The following is a 21,743-nucleotide window of genomic DNA, read 5'->3' as shown; positions in this document are numbered from 1 at the left end:
TTAGATTTACAAGCATTTTTAACCGGAAACAAAATCTTATAATTGTTTTGTCTGGCTAATCTATTTAAAAAGAATAATTGTCAAGCGGATATTCGCAATCCGCTTCGCTACGCAGCTCTACACCAAATAACTGCTCCGCAGTTTATCAGGAGGATCTTGCACTCTTCCTGATACAAGCAAGTCCCCACCCACTGCTTATTGCTTTTCGCAACCCCGCAGGGGACTTACTTGATTTGGTTAAACTTTCATATTTGTGCTCAAATATAAGATTCATCTGTCACAGTTTCCGTCACAAATTGAAAATCCTTTTTTCCAGCTTTATAATACGATTAACAACTCGATAAACAGGAGGATCCTTATGTCAAAATTCAGCAACTACCTCAGAAAACTTATCGATCAAAGTGGAGAATCCATTGCTTCAATTTCACGCAATGCAGGAATTGAAAGGACATCAATCCACAAAGCCCTGAAAGATGAACGGATTCTTTCTTATAAAGCCATGCAGATACTGGCCCGTTATTTTGGTCTGTGCACAGAAGAACGTCAGGAATTTTTCCGCCTGCATGACATCAGTCTACAGGGTGAGGATGCCTATGAAAATCGTCAGGCTGTCTGTGATTTTCTGAATACTTTGGCATCTGTTGATTTCTCCATGTTTCCGCCCCCAAAAGTAAACTCGCTTCCTCTGACCGATTCTCTGATCAACGGAGAATACGCTGTTCGCAGTATTATCCGTTCAGTATTAATCTACGAAGTATCTCATCACACAGATGTAGAAATCCAGATGTTCCTTCCAGAGAAACTTGATCTTACTATGGAATTTATGGAATTATGGTTGAATGAGAATCATTTTTCAGTCAGTGAACTTCTTTATCTGCGCCGTGTCAGCAGTACTCTGTCTCCAAATCCGGCTCGCAGAAATCTAAAGAAGCTCGGTTCCATAATTCCTCTGTGTCTTGCTTCCCGGGGCAGTTATAAACCTTATTACTTTACAGAAAACCAGCACGCAGTTACAGCTTCTCCTCTGATCTACTATATCATTACCCCATCCTGCCTGCTTCAGATTTCTGAAGATCTGAGTACTGCCAGGATCAGTGACAACACAGAATTAATTTCTTATTATCGCAATTTTTTTCAAACGAAACTGCAAAACTGCGATCTCCTCATCCAGTGCAGTTCTAATATTATGGAAGTCCTTCAGGAATACATTGCCGGCACTTCACCGGATACCATGCAGGTTTTTATGTCACAGCCCTGTCCCGGACGCTATATAACACCTGCAATCATCAAAAAATATCTGAACAGCAACGATATGCCCTATCATCCTATGTACGAGCTTGTGGAACAGCATTTTTCCGTACTACGTCAGGATCAGATCACTTACCTTACTGTTTTTACAGAAAAAGGTCTGTCTGATCTTACACAAACCTGCGTTCTGCAGGATATGCCACCTCAGTATGTTCCACCACTGGATCCTGATGATATCCGTCAAATGCTAAAAACCCTGTATAAAGAAATTTCCGATGAAACTATTTCCGGACTGATTCTTCGCCCCACTCACCTGCAGTTGCCAGACTACTTAACCATATATGTCACATCCACCGGAATTCATATTTATACAACCAACGCTTTTGTTTTTGGAGCATATTGCTGCAATATCCATATTCAGGAACATTCCCTGTGCAAGATTTTCAGCGAATTTATTAAAAATCTGCCGGGAAGCCCTCTTGTCTACACAAAAGAAGAAACTCTGAATCTGCTGAAACAGTATATTGCGCTGATGCCCTGATCACAAAAAATTATCATAAGGAGGACCAACACTATGAAAAAGAAGTTCCTTGCCTGTACACTTGCGGCACTGATGTGTCTGCAGCCTGCGTCGGCTGTTCTGGCTGAAGATCTGGATTTTGGAGAAGACTCCACCGGAATCACCGAGGAATCCCATCTCCTCACAGAAGAAAACACCGAAGATATTTCTGACTTTATAAGTTCTGATGAAGAACAGGATTCTTCTGTATCTGATGCAGAACCTGACCTTGCAAATACAGACATTCCTGAAGCAGATACGGAATATCCTGCTGATGAAATCTCGCCGGAATTTTCTGATAATTTTTCAGATAGTCTGCCGATGGAACCCGATTCTGATGTTGTATCAGAACCGGTTACCGATAATGACTTTGATGACGGAAGTGTACTTTCAGCCGGCAGCAATGTAACTGATGATGGATTCCAGTATACTACTTCCGGACTTTACGCCACGATCACAAAATATACAGGTGGTGATTCAGAAGTAACGATACCTTCCAAAATTGATAACTATACTGTCACAAAAATCTCTGACAGTGCCTTTGCCTACAACCCTGTAATTACCAGTGTAGTCATTTCCAACACAGTTACGGAAATCGGTAATTTTGTATTCTATGGATGTGATGAACTGAAATCTGTGAAGCTTCCTTCCAGATTAAAAAAACTGGGCTACTCTTTTATTGCAAATACACAGATCTCCAGTCTTACCATTCCGGCAGGACTTACTTACTGTGCGACAGGTGGTTCCAGTTCGGACACTATGTTTGGTCCTCTTGGCGATGCCAATACTTTGAAAGAGCTAATTCTGGAGCCCGGAATGGAATGTATTCCCGACAACCTGGCTCTGGTAAAAAGTGTTTCCAATACGCATCTGACTTCCGTATCTATCCCGGATTCTGTCACTTCCATCGGTAAATATGCATTTAAAAACTGTGTAAAGTTAGTAAACATTTCCATTCCCGATTCTGTCACGGTCATTTCCGACGGTGCTTTTTATGGTTGCAAAAAACTGCTCTCCATTCATTGGGCCGAAAGTCTTGAACAAATTAATTATGAAGCTTTTGAAAATTGTGTTTCCCTTGAAGCGATCACCTTTCCAAAAACAATCAATACCATTGGGCCTTCCGCATTTTCAGACTGTACTTCCCTCTCTTCCATTTCTTTTACGGACAACAATAAAGGTGGTGCCTATGTCGATATTCAGTCCAGTGCGTTCAGCAACTGTACTGCTCTGGAAAATATTTCTTTTTCTAAAAATGTACGATATCTGGGTGATTCTTCTTTTTCCGGATGCTCCTCTCTGACTAATGTCGAGCTTGACGACGCTATTACCACCATTGAACGCTTTGCTTTTTGCAACTGTTCCTCACTGAAATCTATCACCCTTCCTTCCAAACTGAAAAAACTGGGATACTCTTTTATTGCAAATACACAGATCACCAGTCTCACCATTCCGGCAGGGCTTACTACCTGTACAACAGGCGGCTCCAGTACTTACGAGAGTCAATACGGACCTCTTGGCGGTGCTAACACTCTAAAAGAACTTATTCTGGAACCCGGCATGGAATATATTCCCGATAATCTGGCAAGAGTGGAAAGTACTTCCGGCACACATTTGACCTCCATCTCTATACCTGACTCTGTCACCACCATAGGTCAATATGCATTTAAAAACAATGCAAAATTAACAAATATTTCCTTTCCGGATTCTGTCACTGTCATTTCTGACAATGCTTTTTCCGGCTGCAAAAAACTGATTTCCATTCGCTGGTCAGAAAATCTTGAACAAATCAATTATGAAGCTTTTCAAAACTGTATTTCCCTTGAAGAGATTACTTTTCCAAAAACGGTTAATACAATCGGAAACCTCGCGTTTTCAAACTGTACTTTCCTCTCTTCCATTTCTTTTACGGACAACAATAAGGGTGGTGCTTATGTCGATATTCAGTCCAGTGCGTTCAGCAACTGTACTGCTCTGAAAAATATCTCTTTTTCCAAAAACGTAAGATACCTGGGTGATTCCTCTTTTTCCGGATGTTCTTCTCTGGTTAGTATAGAGCTTGACGATGCTATTACCACCATTGAACGACTTGCTTTTTGTAACTGTTCTTCACTGAAATCTATCACCCTTCCTTCCAAACTGAAAAAGCTGGGATACTCTTTCATTGCAAATACACAGGTTAACAGTCTCACCATTCCGGCTAATCTTACTTCCTGTGAAACCGGTGGCTCCAGTACTTATGACAGTAAATACGGACCTCTTGGCGGTGCCAGTGCTCTGAGCGAACTGATTCTGGAACCTGGTATGGAAAATATTCCCGATAATCTGGCAAGGGTAGAAAGTACTTCCAACACTCATATGGCTTCTGTATCCATTCCGGATTCTGTGACCTCCATCGGAAACTACGCATTTTACAACTGCAAGGCTCTGGAAGAAACCTTCATCCCTGGTTCCGTAACTTCCATTGCAGATACAGCTTTCCAGGGCTGGAAAAATCTTGTGATCAAAGGTTATTCCTGCTCTGCGGCCGAAACCTACGCAAATGCCAACAACATTCCATTTCATGAAATTATCCAGGAAGGAACCACTTATATCAGTGGACATCTTGACGGTGTAAATGCAGAAAAAGGCACAATTAATATAGAAGGAAAAAATTATACTGTTGCTTCTGATTTCAATCTTACCCAGGCAACCTCAATCCTTGTTAACAGCAAGGACAAAATCGTTGTTTTCACCTACAAAAACAGCAGAGTTACTCATATGGAAGAAGCAGCAAACCTTGTCACTCCTTATATAATCGTAAACTTTATACCAAGTGCAAACACCTTTACGTATGAAAATGGCCAATACGACCATTCTTCCCAATCAGGTACATTAAAAATCGCATGCAAATTCAGCCAAAATTCTGCTTATTCTGAGGCTGAACTAAAAAAGCTGCTTGCTGATTATACAGTCTCTGTTAAGGGAATAAAAATGAATACCAATTCCCCATTAAAAGCTCATTTTAAAGAAACAGGATTTACTTCATTCATAGAATATCCAACTCCTTTAAGAATCAAAGCACCCGAAACCAAAACTATCTTAACGCCTGAATTCAGCATTACATCCAATTTTGTTCCAGAAAAATCCACCACAAAATTAACTGCTGAATTCTCCATATGTTATGGGGACTCTGACTCATATGTGCATTCCACAAACAGCACACTGTATATTTATAACCAGGATTACACCCGTCAACAAGCAGAAAAACGTAAAGAAAAGACAGAACGCGTCCAGAACATGACCAAAGCCCAGCAAATGCTTAAAAACAAAAATATTCTCACCAGAGATCCGAAACTGGGCGAATATTTTACTACTAAGCAGCAAAATGAACTGTATGATTTCTTATCCGGATATATGGCTGTGGCCATCAATTCCTCTTCCTTCTCCTACACTGGAGATCGGAATAATCCTGTCAGTCAAAAAATTCTGGAAAAACTTTTTGACAAAATGGGAATCAGTAAAAAGGCCACAATAACTGGCCAAACTTTAACTGCCTCCTTCTCCATATCCGCTGCTACCAAAAAAGGAGCCCGTACGATCAACTTCACCTATTCCGTATCAAACTATGGCTGGGGTGACATCAGCTTCGGGGCCTTCGGAACATTGAATTACACTATCAGTCAGGATAACTGTTCAGGAATCATCGGTATAGCCAGTGCAGATATGGAAGCTTTTGCAAAACAGGTAAAATCTGTGGCCGAGGCTTCAGTAAAAAATGTCTATGATGAAACCTGGGGCAAACACGTTGATGAAGTAGCTGAAATTCTCTTTACCAAAACCGTAACAGACCTTATGAGCCGTACAAAGTTTGGATCTTTTTCCAATTGTGTTTATACTATGTACACCAAAGCAGTCGAATCCTCCAGTTCTTCCAGAAGAAACACCAATGCAAAGATCCACTGCCCGGTAGATGTATACGTATACGACGGCAGCCATAATTTATGCGGTTCCATTGTAAACAACATTGTAGATACCTCTTACAACGACATATTTATGTATGTAGATGGCGACTCCAAATATGTTTCCTTCTGCGGAGATGATTATTATCTGAAACTGACAGGAAACGATACCGGCTCCATGACCTACGAAGTAGAAGAGTACGACGGAGATACTCTCACCAGAAAGATTGTTTACAATGATATTCCTCTGACTTCCGGAAAAACCTACAATACCTACATTCCAGAAAGCCAGAACCTTGATACAGGAATCTACTCTCCTGTAGATGAATCCGGAGAAAAAACAGTAGCTTCTTCCGACACCAGGGAAACAGCTCCGGAACGTATTTACGTAGAAAACATCCAGTTGGATCAGTCTGAAAAATCTCTGATGACCGGAGAAACTTTTTCCCTGATTCCATCCGTATCACCGGAAAATGCCACGATCAAAGATGTTCTCTGGGCATCCGACAATGAAGCTGTTGCCACGGTTGACGATATCGGTACTGTCAAAGCAGTTTCCGCTGGTACAGCCATTATCACAGTCAAAACTTTTGACGGCGGTTTTCTGGCCACCTGCACAGTAACTGTCACATCACCTGAAATCTCTGTAGATACACTTACTGTCACAGTTGATGATGTTTATTGCGATGGCAGGGAACAGACTCCTGAAGTAACTGTAAAAAATGGCGACACACTTCTGTCATTGGATAAAGATTACAAACTGACATACTCCAATAACATCAAACCAGGAACTGCCTCCGTTACGGTTACAGGCATGGGTTCCTATACAGGCTCCCGCAAGATCAGTTTTCAGATCCTGGAGAAATCTCATAAATGGAGTTCCTGGAAAACTGTAAAATCCGCCACAGTTTTTCAGCCAGGCCAGAAACAGCGTACCTGTGTATACTGTGGAAAAACAGAAAAAGCTGCTATAGCACAGCTCAAAGCAACCATTAAACTCAACATGACCTCGATTCTTCTGCAAACAGGTCAGACTACTACTGCATTCAAAGTAACCGGACTAGCCAAAGGTGACAAAGTAAAATCTTACAGCTCTGCGAACAAAAAAATTGCCACCATTGATTCCCACGGAAAGATCAAAGGAATCCGTCCAGGCAGCACAAAAATCACCGTCACGCTTGCCAGCGGCAAAAAGGCTACTGCCAAAATAAAAGTCCAGCAAAAAACAGTCGCAACTCAGAAACTTACTGTTTCCCCATCCCGTCTTTCTCTGAAACTGAAAAAGACCTACAAATTAAAAATATCCCGCACTCCACTGACCACAGTTGAAAAAATAACTTATAAATCTTCCAACTCAAAAATTGCATCTGTGAATTCTCAGGGAATGATCACTTCACGAAAGAAAGGCACGGCCACCATTACCATTCTCTCCGGCAAAAAGAAAGCAACTGTTAAAGTAACTGTTAAATAAAATCAAAGATAGCCGCATCGTAGAATCGATATCAGATCAATATCTCTACACTGCGGCTATCTTTATAACATCGTTTTCCTGTTCCTGATTTTTTATACAAACTGGTTCACTGCCGGATCATAAGCATAATCAATCATATCGAGCTTATCCTCCAGCTCTTTTCGCACAAGGCCTCTGTCCTCGCAGAAATCATCCAGAGATTTATAAAAATCCCTCAGCTGTGTATTTACATAACTTAAAAGCATTACCGGGTCCTTTGGTATCATGATCTGTTTCCATCCTTTTTCTCTGATATTTGTCTGAAGTTTACTATCTTACCAATTTTGTCTTTTGTCAAGAGCCAGGAAGGAAAATTTTTCAGGATCTTTTATTTCTTCAGTATCTGATAAACCGGGGCCCCCTCACACTGCTCAGGCTTTCTCACATCGAGGATCTCCGCGATGGTAGGCGCCACATCCACCTGCCGGATCACCCTGTCTGTGATCTTTCCCTCTTTAATATCCTCCCCTGCAGCCAGGAAAACAGGGGTAACCGATGTCTGTGCATATCCTTCCGCCGTGGATAACCCATCTCCATGAAGCCTGTTAAAGCCTTCATTGATCGTAAAGATAATATCCCCGCATTCTGCTCCCCCAAGTCCCAGAACAACGCTGTCCTTATTTCGCATGGCAATTCCCACCACACGCTTTCCGGTTGCCTTATCCCTGTAAGAATAGAGATCCGAAATGATCTGTTCCTCCAGATCATACTTGTCCTTCGCCTCTACAATTCCGTATTTATCTCTTCCCTTCAGGTTGATATAAATATAATTGCTTCGTATCTGAACCGCTCTGGTCTTTTCCCAGTCGATCTCATCTACCGGATCTCCGTTTTCATCCTTCTTTCTCACGGTGTATCCAAGTTCTTCCATCACGCCCAGATTCAGGCCGCCATACTCACCCAGGATCGGAGGAACATTTTCTCCCACAAGAAGTCCATGATCCGATACAGTGACATCCTCCCCCACCTATATTTTTTCTCCGCATTTCTGTAATACTTCGGATAGGCTGGCTCCTTACCGTTACTGTCACGATACAATTCGTGCATGGAAAAATCCATACCTAAAAACTTTTGCATTTCCCTTTCCTGTACTTGATCTTCATACTCAAAAAGAATACTTGCATAGTATTTTCCGCTTGGTGTCTGACTTACTGTTACTGATTTCAGTCTATATTCCTCTGGAATAATCCTGTGCTGTTTTAAGCGGACTTGTCCAATCTTAGGCAATTTCAAATATCCGTTAGATATCGTTATGTTCCCATTGATGCAGACCGTAGAATAGCTGTTTTTATTCCGCTTTTTTGATTTGAACCTTGGAAAACCTGTTTTCAGCTGTTTGAAAAAGTTCTGAAATGCCATATCAAGGTGCCTGAGCGATTGTTGTAATGCGATACTATCTACTTCCTTTAAAAATCCGTATTCTTCCGTTTTCTTCATTGCAGCCATTTCTTTTGCACAAATAGTATATGTTACATTGGTCTTGTTCTCCTCATACTGCCGAATCTTTCTATCAAGCCAATGATTGTATACCATTCTGACACAACCGAAAGTCTTAGCAAACAAAATCTTCTGCTCACCATTGGGATATATTCTGAATTTATATGCTCTGTTTGCCACCATGCCACTTCCTTTTCCTAGAAAAATCATCTACGATACTCGACCACAAGCACAAGATGATAGTATAGTAAGAATGCTAAATGTGCGTTATTATCTAAATTTATTGTATTTTAATTTTTATTATTCGACTAAATATACTATACTATGATTAGGATACTCTATCAAGTAGGTAACAGACGCAATTCATCTCCCACCTTAGAGGTTGGAGTCTTCTTGCTAGAAGAAGATAAACGGATCTAACGCTGACAGGATCTTCCGGTTCATTCCGCAGGCGATCCCGAGAGCTGTTCCTGCTATAAACACCAGCACCATCGCAATTCCAAGTCGTCTCATGCTTGCAACTATATGATACATAAGGGGATAACCTTTATAACCGTTTTCCCACAGATTCCAAAAAGCATTCAGCACATCTTTTACCGATGGAATAAATGTAGGATTAAAACAGTTCAGCGCACTTCCCAGGATCCACACTCCCAGTACTGCTGCTACGGAGAGCACTGAAATTTTCATGTAATTCTTTTTCATTGCCTTTCACATCCTTTTCTCTGATCTGTCCCCGATTATAGTTTTTCATATATTTTTTCTCAATAAAGGATTCCGAAATCGTTATCCGTTTTCAGATAGTTTTTAGCTGTTTTTCGATTATTTTTGTGTAAATCTGACTGTTTTTCAAAGGATTTTCAGGCTTTTGTGAAATCGTACTCACTCAGGCTGTATCCTGCTTTGCAGATATTTTGCATCCGGCACTCTCTGTTTTTATGCAAAAAAAGAACTGCCGGGTTCTGATCTTCATCCTGAAATGGATTTCTATCAGAACTGACAGTTCTTCTTTTTGTCAATCTATCATAACTTTATGGAGTTATTTTTTACTTCGTGCTGACGGTAAACTCTCCGTCCTTCACATCCAGCACAATGGTATCTCCGGCATGTACATCACCGGAAAGGATCTTCTTGGCTGTCAGTGTCTCCACGTAATTCTGGAGATAACGCTTCAGAGGACGTGCACCGTAAACCGGATCATAACCGTTGTCCACTACCATCTGTTTGGCAGCATCTGTAAGCTCCAGGGAAAGCTCCTGGTCAGCCAGACGGTCACTGAGCTCTTTGACCATAAGATCTACGATCTTGCCAACGTTATCCTTGGTCAGCGGCTTGAACATGATGATCTCATCCAGACGGTTCAAAAACTCCGGACGGAAGTGGCCACGAAGGTCATTCATAACCTGCTCCTGTGCCTCCGGCTTGATGTCACCCTTCTCATCGATACCGTCAAGAAGGTACGGAGAACCAATGTTGGATGTCATGATCAGGATCGTGTTCTTGAAATCAACGGTACGTCCCTGTGAATCTGTGATACGGCCATCATCCAGTACCTGCAGAAGCACATTGAATACATCCGGGTGAGCCTTCTCGATCTCATCGAAAAGAACAACGCTGTACGGTTTTCTTCGAACAGCTTCTGTCAGCTGACCGCCTTCCTCATATCCAACATATCCTGGAGGCGCTCCGATGAGACGGGACACGGAATATTTCTCCATGTACTCACTCATATCGATACGCACCATATTCTGCTCATCGTCAAACAGTGTGGCAGCCAGAGTCTTGGCAAGCTCTGTTTTACCAACGCCGGTTGGTCCAAGGAACAGGAAGGAACCAATTGGTTTGGTCGGATCTTTGATTCCGGCTTTGGAACGAAGGATCGCATCTGTTACGAGACGTACACCTTCATCCTGTCCTACTACACGTTTGTGCAGCTCATCCTCAAGGCCCAGAAGCTTCGTTCTCTCGCCCTCAGTCAGCTTGGTTACCGGAATGCCGGTCCATCTGGAAATGATACGTGCGATCTCATCATCTGTAACTGCCTCATGTACCAGACTTCTGTCACTTTCTTTAACCTGTTTTTCTTCAACTTCCAGCTGCTGCTGAAGCTTCGGCAGCTCGCCGTACTGCAGCTCGGCAGCTTTCTCCAGATCGTAATTCTGTTTTGCTTTCTGGATCTGTTTATTGATATCCTCGATCTGCTCACGTAATTTCTGGAGCTTCTCTACGGAATGTTTCTCATTATCCCACTGTGCTTTCTGGGTATTGAAGGTATCCCGCATTTCTGCAAGCTCTTTCTGCAGATCTGCCAGACGCTCCTTACTTAAGTTGTCCGTCTCTTTTTTCAGAGCAGACTCCTCGATCTCCAGCTGCATGATCTTACGTCTCTGCTCATCCAGCTCTGTAGGCATGGAATCCAGTTCCGTCTTGATCAGTGCACAGGCCTCATCAACAAGGTCGATGGCCTTATCCGGAAGGAAACGGTCTGTAATGTATCTGTGTGAAAGTGTGGCAGCTGCAACCAGTGCGCTGTCTGTGATCTTAACACCGTGGAATACCTCATATCTCTCCTTCAATCCACGAAGGATGGAAATGGTATCTTCCACTGTAGGCTCATTTACCATAACCGGCTGGAAACGACGGGCAAGTGCTGCATCCTTCTCAATATACTGGCGGTACTCATCCAGAGTTGTGGCACCGATACAGTGCAGCTCACCTCTGGCAAGCATAGGCTTCAGCATATTTCCTGCATCCATGGCACCATCTGTCTTACCGGCACCGACGATCAGATGAAGCTCATCGATGAACAGAATGATCTGTCCTTCGCTCTTCTTCACTTCCTCAAGTACTGCTTTCAGACGTTCCTCAAACTCACCACGATACTTGGCACCTGCAACCAGTGCTCCCATATCCAGGGCAAAAATCTTCTTGTTCTTCAGGCCTTCCGGTACATCCCCTGCCACAATACGCTGTGCCAGTCCCTCGATGGCTGCTGTTTTACCAACACCAGGCTCACCGATGAGAACCGGGTTGTTCTTGGTCTTACGGGAAAGGATACGGATAATATTACGGATCTCCATATCACGGCCGATCACCGGATCAAGCTTCTGATTTCTGGCTTTCTCCACAAGATCCTCGCCATATTTATTCAGGGTGTCATAGGTTGCCTCCGGGTTATCGCTGACAACTCTCTGGTTTCCTCTGACTGTAGATAATGCCTGAAGAAAACGCTCTCTGGTGATTCCAAACTCATTAAAGATCTTCTTCATGCTGGGGCTTGGATTCTTCAGCATGGAAAGGAACAGATGCTCAACAGAGACATACTCATCTCCCATAGCCTTCGCTTCATCCTCAGCACTGACCAGTGCCTTGTTCAGATACTGGCCAAACCGAAGCTCACCACCGGAAACCTTAACCTTTGCATCCAGTGCTTTCTTAACTGTGTCAATAAAATATTCCTTCTGGATCTCCATCTTCTCGATCAGTTTGAGAATCAGGCTGTCCTCCTGTGTCAGCAATGCATACAGAAGGTGTTCCTCCTCGATCTCCTGATTGCCATATTCATAAGCAACCTTCTCAAGATCCTGGACAGCCTGTACGGATTTCTGTGTAAACTTACTGATGTTCATAGGCTTCCCTCCTATTCTATGATTCTATGAAAAACATTTCCAATATTCTCATACCGGAAATGCTGTGCTTTTTTCTTGTTCTAGGAGAAATATAACACTATTTGTTAGCACTGTCAAGAGGTGAGTGCTAATTTTTTGTGAAGATTTTGTGAGCCGTAAAATGAAAAACTAATTTCCGCCTTTAGCCCTTTATGTTCTTTTGTTGGAAGGTGTTTCTTTACGAGCTCAAGTTTCAACTCCTTACTATACTGTTTCCTAGCCATAAAAATATGCTCCTCATATGATAGATTTTTGGATATTTCCATTGTCTACCATATGGGGAGCATATCAATCCAACGGTTTTCAGTGCTTTTTTCATATTACTTTATTGAATATCCCTCATTCTGCCTATATAAGTGAAACTTAGCGAAACTTAAATTAAATCTCTTTCAGACAATTCAATTTGGATATTCACCAACTGTGGATTATTTCTCAGTGCACCAGTTTCCAACTTACCGCCTGCTGCCTTGCATCCACAAATCTCTTATAAATACCTTCCTGTTTCATTAATTGCTCATGTGTTCCCTGCTGTGCAATTCTTCCTTTTTCAACAACCACAATCTGGTCTGCATGTCTGACTGTTTTTAATCTGTGGGCAATCATAATAATCGTTTTTTCCTTTGTAAGTGCATCTACTGCATCCATCAGCTCCTTTTCATTCTCCGGATCAACATTTGCCGTTGCTTCATCCAATATGACGATTGGCGCATCCTTCATAATCGCTCTGGCTATCGAAATACGCTGCTTCTCACCACCGGAAAGTGTGGCTCCTCCTTCTCCGATCACTGTGTCATATCCATTCGGAAGTTTGCTGATGAAATCATGACAACATGCTTTCTTCGCCGCTTCCATCACTTCCTCATGGCTTGCATCCTGACGTCCGAATTTAATATTATTCTCAATGGTATCTGCAAACAAATACACAGACTGAAATACAAATGAAAAATTACGCATCAGACTGTTCATACTATAGTCTTTTACATTCACGCCTCCAAGTGTCACTTCCCCTAAATCCACATCCCAGAATCTGGCAATCAGATTGCAAAGTGTTGATTTTCCTCCACCAGACGGTCCAACAATTGCTGTCGTCGTTTTCTGTGGGATAGAAAGTGATACATCATCAATAATCTTCCGTTTGTCATAGGAAAATGAAACGTTAGAAAGTCTGATATCGTAATTTTCCGGCTGTATTTCTTTACCGTCGATATCCATGGTATCCAGCTCCAATATTGCATTTGCTTTATCTACACATACGCTTACCACATGTAAAAGAGATGAATAATTCCCTGCACATTCCAGACTGGCATAAAGCATAAATGCTGAGATTGTCATACCAATTGCATAGACCGCACTCATAGTTCCATTAATATAAAAATATGCACTGCATGCTACGATTACCGCACCTGTGATTTTTGTTATGACGCTTTGCAGAAAATGATAAGGGACAAACAACATCTCCATCTTTGTATTAATCTTTTTGCATGCTTCATTTGCATCATTTAATCTTTTTGCCTGTTTTCCAAGCAGGTTGTATGATTTTACTTCTGATATTCCCTGCAGATACTCCATGATCTGATTTACAAGCTCTGTATCACATACCACTTTTTGCTCTGAATCGTTTTTCCCTGTATTCTGCATCACAGCATTTACACCAAAGAAAATAATCACTCCTGCTGCAGCTGTCAGTCCGATTCTCCAGTCAAAAAGAAACAGCATAAGAATGATCATGGATGTTTCCAGAATTCCCTGCATGGTCAGCATAACCACTCTCGCAGCTACATCGCCAAGTATTTCCATTGTATTCGTCGTAATAGAAGAAATTTCCCCGATGCTGTTGGCATTAAAATATCCCATCGGCAGATAACGCAGATGCTCTGCAATCTTGATTCTCATAAAAGCACTCGCATTATATCCGCCTTCTGTCTGAAGCACTGTAGAGTATCTCTTACAGATGACATCAACTACAATTGCAATCACCATGATCGCAATTGAACCACCAATATATTTTCCTATTGGTTTTCCACTCAGCAAACCGATCAATATGTACATAATAGCCGGTATCTTCATTGCTGAAGCAAGCGCCTCTACGAGTCCGATCACTATCGACAGTTTAAATTTATTACCATTTTCCCTGCCTGAAAAACGAAAGAATTTTGCCAGAATTCCAAACATATCATTCTCCCTCCTTCACCGTATCTTTTACAGAAATATGGGCATCCCACATTTCCTTATAAAGCGGGCATGACACCAGTAGTTCCTCATGTTTGCCATGTGCTGTTACATTTCCATCATTTACGACAAAAATCTGATCACTGTCCTTAATGGTAGATAGCCTGTGTGCAATTACGATCAGTGTCTTCCCTGCTACCAGTTTTGCGATAGAATTCTGCAGAATCGCCTCGTTTTCCGGATCCGTGTAAGCAGTTGCCTCATCAAGGATCACGATCGGAGCATCCTTCAGCATCGCTCTTGCAATCGAGATACGCTGTCTCTCGCCTCCTGACAGATGTCCTCCTGCACCCCCTACAACCGTATCAAATCCGTTCTCAAGCTGCATGATAAATTCATAGCATCCGCTTTTCTTTGTCACCTCGATGATCTGTTCATCTGTAGCCTCCGGATTTCCCTGTCTGATATTTTCACGTACCGTTTCATTGAACAGATAATTATCCTGTGCAACATATGCAATTTTCCGATTAAAATCTGCAAGCGACATTTCTTTGACATCAACTCCACCGATTTTAATACTTCCGGAATCCACATCCCACAAGGACGCAATCAGCTTTGCGATGGTCGACTTGCCGCTTCCGGAAGGTCCTACGATTGCATTTACCGTTCCTGCTTTCAGCTCCATAGTTACTCCATGCAGAATCTCTTTGTCGTGATAACCAAATCTGACTTTTTCAAGCGTAACGGAATTATCTTTGGGAGCTCTTTCACTTTTCTCCGGACGTTCAAGCTCCGGCTGTTCCAGAATTCCCGCCACTTCACCGACGATTACTCCAATTTTTCCAAGATCATCTGTGTAAGATCCCACTGTAATCAACGGTCCAACGATTCCAAGTGATAAAATAATACAGATGACAAAATCAGGAACCGCAAGTGTTCCATTCGCTACATAATGTGCCCCCAACGGCAATACCGTAAGAAGCGTATAAGGTGTGACCACCATCATCAGTCCATGAAAAATCGAGCACCGTTTCATCCAGGAAATAAAGGAATCCGCATATTCAAAAGCCGCCTTTGTAAATTTGGCATAAGAACTTTCTGTCTTTCCAAATGCCTTGATTACTTCAATTCCGTCAATATATTCCACTGCCGCATCATTCAGATCTTTTGTTGTCTGAACTGTTCTTTCAAAACTTGGCTTATAATCCAGCATCATTCCAAAATAAGAGAAAAGTCCAACGATAACTGGAACCAAAGACCAAAGTGCCAGTCTCCAGTCTGTCAGAAAGAAATAAATTAAAATCACAACCGGCGCCAGCAGATTGGACGTGAATTCCGGGACAATATGCGCCAGTGTTGTCTCGATACTGTCGATTCTTTCCACCATGATATTCTTAAATGTGCCGGAGGATGTATCCTTTACATAACCAAGAGGTACTCGTATCAGTTTGTCACAGCAGGATTTTCTTATATTTGCGAGTACTGCAAACGTCGCTTTATGCGACAATGCTGTCGAGAGTGAATGAAGCAATTCTGCAATGATAAACGACAATGCAATCAGAACCGCTTTTGCAAGATATGTTTTAAACTCCTTTTCACCATTTAAAAACAGCTTTACTACATCTGCAATAATAAAATACGGCAAAATCTTAAAAATCACATTTCCTATTGCAAGTAACACACTCCATACATAGGCAATTCTTTTTTGTCCGGCCCATGTCAGGATCCAGCTGACTGCCGACTTCTTTTTTTCTTTCATATCCATTCACTCCTTACTTTCGTTTTATTGTTATTTTTGTTAGTTCTATCTAACTTATATATAATAAAACAGGCGGCCTATTGGCACCAGCCACCTGATATTATTATCCTGTCGGATTCTCGTTCAGAAATCCAGAACATGCAACACATACATTCTATTCCGGATTCTTACATCAGTTATACCGGAAACTCAATATTCCACAATCGTTCCCAGCCACCTGTATTGAATTCTTTCAGCTGATGCACATTTTTCTTTGCAGTCTCTCTATCTATATCATGCTCAATGATCTGAAATACTGATGAAAAAAATCCCGTATAGATCATATGCATAAGGCTTTCCTCTACAATCGGTATTTTCACACCGTTCTCTTTCATCTTTTCCATATATTTCAGGCTGGACTTCATTTCCCGCTCTACCATATTGTGTATGAATAGTTCAAATTTTCCACTGTCTCCGCATTTCAACAATAATCTGAAATTATCATAATGATCATAGATATAATCAACCATCTGCTCCATCCCATCACTGGATGTATCCGACATATTCCTTGTCTGATCACTGGCAGAAAGCTTTTCAAATTCCTCAACGATCTGATCATATATCTGATAAATGTGTTCCATATAGGGATCCGTCAGCGCATCAAAAAGCGCCTCTTTCGTCGGATAATACTTGTAAAATGCACCAGTAGTAAGTCCTGCATCTTTTACAATGTTTCTTAAAGATGCTCCGGTCAGACCATCTTTCAGGAAATGTTTTCTGGCTGTATTTAATATATTTTTTTGTGTATCTTCTGCTTTTGTTGACATTCTTTTCGTATCCTCTAAAGTTCTTTTCAAAAATATAACAGTGCTATATAGCACTGTTATATTTTAACTCATTACAGGAATTTGTCAAGTCTGCTGTTTAGATTTTTTATTTTCCCTTGTATTCAGTTTCCACTTAGCAGATACATTCTCATTTTATAAGTCTTTCACAAAGACCTTCTTTCAAAATACAACTTCCGATAATCTATCTGTCTCAATAATTGTTTCGAGCATACTCTCCGGAAAAACGAAATGGGTCGCATGCTCGTAAATAACAGACTCCACCCTGCATGTGTGTGGATCGTCCACGTAGGAATCATCCATTGCAGACTTTGCAATCTGATAGATTGGACCTGTTTCCGGGAGAAACCGCTACCTTATCTTCATAGTCTCCTGCAAATCTACATTGTACCAGCGCAGATATTTTCCCTTCATACGATAACATCTGGTATCCAGTCCGCATGGCCTACAGGAAAGGTCTTCGGTCAGGTGCCCACAAACATGAACAGCAACAGATAGAAGCAAGTATCTGGGAACAGATTGACAGTGGTAATGAAAATGACTATATTCACTTCCATCTTCGAAAAGCTAACGGAACTTATTTTTCTGTGCTTGATCATGGAAGAATTGTAGAGAGTCCGCAATACGGAAAAGTATTTTACGTATTGTTCATGGATTGGGAAGATATGCATATTCGTTACAGTCTATAATGGGGACGGTGTTTATGGCTTTTTTACTGTCCCCAGTGACACCCCATTAGATATCGAAATTCAGCCTTAGTATAAATCTGCACATTCAACAATACAGCTTTGCAAGCAGACTTTTGGCGGTTATTCCCTATTACTATTACAAAATGTATATGCGTATTTTTATGTAATGCACGAATCCAAATATAAAGAACCTATTCATAACACGAACGGGAATAGAAAATCAAAAAGCGACCATTCTACATGATGGATATACAGTGATAACTCCTTATATTTTCGGAAATCGGAAAATAAAACTCGTTCCGATACCTTCGATACTTTCGACGTGAATGGTTCCATTGTGGAGATTTACAATCCAGCGCACCATAGAAAGGCCGAGTCCGGTACCGCCATTTTCTCTGGAACGGCTTTTGTCTATGCGATAGAAACGCTCCCAAATTCTGTCCAGGTGTTCCTCACTTATTCCAATACCATCATCTTTTACTTCACCGACAATCTGGTCATTTTCGACCTTTAGGATAACATGGATATGTCCATTTATTTTTCCGTAATTGATGGCATTGGTTATTAAATTTATCATCATACGCAAAATCAATGTCTGGTCGCCGTTCATAAATAAGTCATCCTGCTTTTGCAGGGTGATCTCGATATTTTTTTCCTGTGCTTTTGTCTGCAGTTCTTCTATTACAAGTTCGCTTAATAATCCAAAATCCAGTTTTTCCATCAGATGCTGCTCATCCTGTTCGTTTCTGGCGATCATTAACATTTCGCTTGTCAGCTTTGACATTCGTTTTGCCTGCCTTAAGATGACTGCAATCTCTTCCTTATCTTCCGCAGATAAGTTTTCATTTTCCAATAAGTACTCACACTGGGAAATGATAACAGCAACGGGAGTCCGCAGTTCATGAGATACGTCTGATGTGAATTGACGTTCCTTCTCAAACGAAAATTCCAAGCGCTCGAACATTCCGTTAAATTTCTCCGACAATTCGTATAATTCATCTTTTGCTTTTGGCGGAGACAATCGTTTGGAAAGATCTTTTCCATTGCTGATGTTTTCAACTTCATCGCAGATAAGATCCACCTGTCTCAATGCACGCTTGATCATAAAATATCCGATGGCTCCGATCAGAATAATGAGTAATGGGAATACAATCAACAGCATTTTCTCGGATGTCTGCATGAAAAGTTCTATAGAATGTACGGAGGTAATTCCTCGTACCCACATTTCCTCATCATCACCGTAAGTGTAAACGCTGTCATATATCATCCATTTTCGATTTGATCCGGTTATCATTCGCGGTGTATTCGACTTGAGGATAGTTTCTTCTGGAAATTGGGTTGGAATCGTTCCATAAAGTAAGCGTCCGTTTTTGTCATAAATACAAAACATAATACCGTCATCGTAAAATTCGGTATCGCCGTCAAGATAAAAGGAATCATCCTGAAAATTAATATTTGAAGAGAAACCAGTCACTGCGGCACTGATTTCTTCTTCTGTCGCAGAAATTCCAACCTTATCCACAAAAAGAAGGACGAGAACTAAAATAGTCCCAAGAACTACGGCAATGATTCCGGTGTACCATAGCGTAATTTTTTTCTTGATCGTCAGCTGTTTCATTCGTTTTCCTTCATTACATATCCGACACCGCGAACAGTGTGGATGAGTTTTTGTTCATATTGTGCATCGATTTTTTTTCGCAAATAGCGAATGTATACGTCGATCACATTGGAACCACCTTCAAAATCAAAGTCCCACGCATTCTGTTCAATCTGCTGTCTTGTCATTACGATATTTTTGTTGCGCATAAGACATTCCAGAACCATAAATTCTTTTGCAGAAAGATCAATTTCATTTCCGGCTCTTGTTACCTTTCTTGTGTCACGATCCAGAATAAGATCTGCTATTTTTAGTTGATTGGATGTAAATTGTGGCTTTCTACGCATCATGACACGGATTCTTGCAAGCAGTTCTTCAAATGCAAATGGTTTGATCAGGTAATCATCGGCACCAAGATCCAGTCCTTTGACACGATCTTCAATGCTGTCTTTTGCTGTCAGTAACAGAACCGGTGTATCATCTTCTCGTTGCCTTAATTCTCTTAAGATTTCATATCCGTCCTTTCCCGGCAACATGATATCAAGAATAATACCATCGTAGGAAGTCATATCGATATAATCCATCGCTTCCAGACCATCCCCACAGGCATCTACACTGTAATGTTCCTTGACAAGCCTTTTTTTGACAATGTTTCTTAAATCATTCTCGTCTTCTACAATCAGTAATCTCATAATGTAATTATTATAATACCAATCATTTTCGTGTGCTAGAGTCCTTTTTTTCATTTTTTGAAATTACTATTTGTTTTAATCTTTTTTTAATCTTCCCCCTATATGATACATATAACAGCAAAAACAAAACAGCCAAGAGACGGAAGGAGAACACGTTATGAAAAAAATATTAGTAGTTTTATTATCTCTCACATTAATATTTACTTTTACAGGATGCACTTCATTCAATAATGGAGCAGCAGAAGATATAGAAATTAAGACACAGGAAGTTGTAACATCAAATACAGATGACAATGATGATAATATCAGTAACACAGAAAACGCAGTAGAGAATGCGAACGAAAAGGATTATGATTTCTCTTCTTATGAAAACGATATCCGTAATATAACAAAAAGTGTAAACAATGCAAAAACATCTACAAATGCATCTGAGAATCACGAACAATTCTACGCTTTGAAAAAACAGGTAGACGCAGTTGATGGCGAACTGGATAAACTTGATGATGAATTTGAGTATGCTTACCAGATGAAAGAGATTAGCTTCGAGATATACAAAGCGAGAGAACGCGCGATTGAAAAACTGGAAGATGAACTGGAATTAGCCGAAGAAGCGCTGGAAAACAAATACGGCATTGATGATTAATTCCATCTGGGCTACAAGAATGTGGCAGAACTTTCTTAATTTCTAAAAAAGCAACAAAACAATGCAAAATCTCGAGACAAAAGTGCCACACCCCTTACAGGGCTTGTGGCACTTTTTTAACTAATCAACTGTCAAAGATGAGATTATAACGTGTATGGTGTCGGATGTTTCTTGCTGCCTGAAATGCCAGTTTCATAAAAATTCCAGAACCAACTGGCAACATCGTCCTTAACATACTCTCCGGAAAAACGAAATGGGTTCCATGCTCATAAATAACATACTCCAGCCTGCATGTGTGTGGATGTTCTTTCATACGCTGCTTCATACGTCGGATATATTTTGCAGTATCCCACAACACATCATCTTCAGCGCCAATTAACAATAATGTTCCATAAATTTTTTCAATCTTGATCATTTCTTCTGTAATTGCATGAACTGCTTCCGAATCATCAAACAGTTTTCTCGAATTAATCATATCACCGGTCCGTTTTGTTTCTTTCTTAATCACATGCCAGTAATCCGGATGTTTGTAGCAAACGGAAGGGGTTCTCCTTTGTAAGAAAAAAGAGATTCTCCTTCAATCGGCCATTCCTTACAGCCATCTTTTTTGCCCTGCATAAACCCCTGCCAGATAAAATCACTCGGTGTCAGACCTATCGTTAATGTAATATCCTCAAAATAAGAAGCGGCAGTCAATGCAAGTGTTCCTGTAGTAGATGCCCCGACAATTCCTATCTTCTGATTACTATTCATTTTTAACCAATTGATTGCTTTCTCTATACGTTCCAATGGATAATTATGATGTCCATAATCCTTTTTTCCAGGTGACATCGTCATCACATTTACGCCGAGTTTATGTAGCCATTTCACGGATGTACGCGCCAGATAATCCTCTGGATCATCTCCGATCATTGCTATCATTGCACAGTCTGAGCCTGTTTTACATTTCCAATATGCTCCATAAAATCCATCTGTTTCCACATCAAAATGTCTTTTCTTCATTTGTA

General features: G+C 41.0%; 16 protein-coding genes. 3 read left to right on the top strand and 13 right to left on the bottom strand.

Annotation, left to right across the window (positions count from 1 at the left end; genetic code table 11):
* Positions 1-358: 358 nt before the first annotated feature.
* Positions 359-1,789: a helix-turn-helix transcriptional regulator gene (locus AC04Q6_RS12975; RefSeq protein WP_118062749.1), complete on the top strand. Its 1,431-nt coding sequence runs from the start codon at positions 359-361 to the stop codon at positions 1,787-1,789.
* Positions 1,790-1,822: 33 nt separating this feature from the next.
* A complete protein-coding gene (locus AC04Q6_RS12970; protein ID WP_476389714.1) occupies positions 1,823-7,219 on the top strand; it encodes a leucine-rich repeat protein in 5,397 nt (1,798 codons plus the stop codon).
* 92 nt (positions 7,220-7,311) lie between these two features.
* On the opposite strand, the gene AC04Q6_RS12965 is transcribed toward AC04Q6_RS12970, so the two are convergent.
* The 11 genes from AC04Q6_RS12965 to AC04Q6_RS12915 form a co-directional block, all read right to left on the bottom strand.
* Positions 7,312-7,485 carry a DUF4250 domain-containing protein gene (locus tag AC04Q6_RS12965; protein ID WP_118064036.1) on the bottom strand — a complete coding sequence of 58 codons (174 nt, stop codon included), beginning with the start codon at positions 7,483-7,485 and terminating at the stop codon, positions 7,312-7,314.
* A 101-nt stretch (positions 7,486-7,586) separates the two neighbouring features.
* Entirely contained in the window at positions 7,587-8,225 is a 639-nt protein-coding gene (locus AC04Q6_RS12960) for a type I phosphodiesterase/nucleotide pyrophosphatase (protein ID WP_021976924.1), read from the bottom strand.
* Positions 8,141-8,875: an RNA-guided endonuclease TnpB family protein gene (locus AC04Q6_RS12955; protein ID WP_330636817.1), complete on the bottom strand. Its 735-nt coding sequence runs from the start codon at positions 8,873-8,875 to the stop codon at positions 8,141-8,143. Before AC04Q6_RS12955 ends, AC04Q6_RS12960 begins: the two co-directional genes overlap by 85 nt.
* Positions 8,876-9,091: 216 nt before the next feature.
* Positions 9,092-9,400: a hypothetical protein gene (locus AC04Q6_RS12950; protein WP_118071233.1), complete on the bottom strand. Its 309-nt coding sequence runs from the start codon at positions 9,398-9,400 to the stop codon at positions 9,092-9,094.
* Between the two features lie 341 nt (positions 9,401-9,741).
* On the bottom strand, positions 9,742-12,324 hold the full coding sequence (gene clpB, locus AC04Q6_RS12945) for an ATP-dependent chaperone ClpB (protein WP_021976398.1): 2,583 nt from the start codon (positions 12,322-12,324) through the stop codon (positions 9,742-9,744).
* Between the two features lie 113 nt (positions 12,325-12,437).
* Positions 12,438-12,587 carry a hypothetical protein gene (locus AC04Q6_RS12940; RefSeq protein ID WP_178087502.1) on the bottom strand — a complete coding sequence of 50 codons (150 nt, stop codon included), beginning with the start codon at positions 12,585-12,587 and terminating at the stop codon, positions 12,438-12,440.
* A 208-nt stretch (positions 12,588-12,795) separates the two neighbouring features.
* Positions 12,796-14,535, bottom strand: a complete 1,740-nt coding sequence (locus AC04Q6_RS12935) for an ABC transporter ATP-binding protein (RefSeq protein WP_119247827.1) — start codon at positions 14,533-14,535, stop codon at positions 12,796-12,798.
* 1 nt (position 14,536) lies between these two features.
* A complete protein-coding gene (locus AC04Q6_RS12930) occupies positions 14,537-16,291 on the bottom strand; it encodes an ABC transporter ATP-binding protein (RefSeq protein ID WP_244832705.1) in 1,755 nt (584 codons plus the stop codon).
* A gap of 176 nt (positions 16,292-16,467) precedes the next feature.
* Positions 16,468-17,097, bottom strand: a complete 630-nt coding sequence (locus tag AC04Q6_RS12925; protein WP_118071236.1) for a TetR/AcrR family transcriptional regulator — start codon at positions 17,095-17,097, stop codon at positions 16,468-16,470.
* A 972-nt stretch (positions 17,098-18,069) separates the two neighbouring features.
* The gene (locus AC04Q6_RS12920; protein WP_118071238.1) at positions 18,070-19,422 is read right to left on the bottom strand and encodes a sensor histidine kinase; all 1,353 of its coding nucleotides are present in this window, start codon (positions 19,420-19,422) and stop codon (positions 18,070-18,072) included.
* Positions 19,419-20,093, bottom strand: coding sequence for a response regulator transcription factor (locus AC04Q6_RS12915; RefSeq protein WP_118071239.1), 675 nt, complete (start codon positions 20,091-20,093; stop codon positions 19,419-19,421). The genes AC04Q6_RS12920 and AC04Q6_RS12915 overlap by 4 nt, the downstream gene beginning before the upstream one ends.
* Before the next feature lie 157 nt (positions 20,094-20,250).
* Between AC04Q6_RS12915 and AC04Q6_RS12910 the strand changes: the two genes are divergently transcribed.
* The gene (locus tag AC04Q6_RS12910) at positions 20,251-20,736 is read left to right on the top strand and encodes an entericidin EcnA/B family protein (RefSeq protein WP_118071240.1); all 486 of its coding nucleotides are present in this window, start codon (positions 20,251-20,253) and stop codon (positions 20,734-20,736) included.
* Positions 20,737-20,860: 124 nt separating this feature from the next.
* On the opposite strand, the gene AC04Q6_RS12905 is transcribed toward AC04Q6_RS12910, so the two are convergent.
* Complete coding sequence (locus tag AC04Q6_RS12905) at positions 20,861-21,244, bottom strand: acyl-CoA thioester hydrolase/BAAT C-terminal domain-containing protein (RefSeq protein WP_278278449.1); 384 nt, start codon at positions 21,242-21,244, stop codon at positions 20,861-20,863.
* Positions 21,241-21,738 carry an acyl-CoA thioester hydrolase/BAAT C-terminal domain-containing protein gene (locus AC04Q6_RS12900; RefSeq protein WP_278308503.1) on the bottom strand — a complete coding sequence of 166 codons (498 nt, stop codon included), beginning with the start codon at positions 21,736-21,738 and terminating at the stop codon, positions 21,241-21,243. The genes AC04Q6_RS12905 and AC04Q6_RS12900 overlap by 4 nt, the downstream gene beginning before the upstream one ends.
* Between the last annotated feature and the right edge of the window lie 5 nt (positions 21,739-21,743).

Source organism: Blautia sp. HA9023 (assembly GCF_056504095.1).
This window is presented reverse-complemented; position numbering and strand designations above follow the sequence as displayed.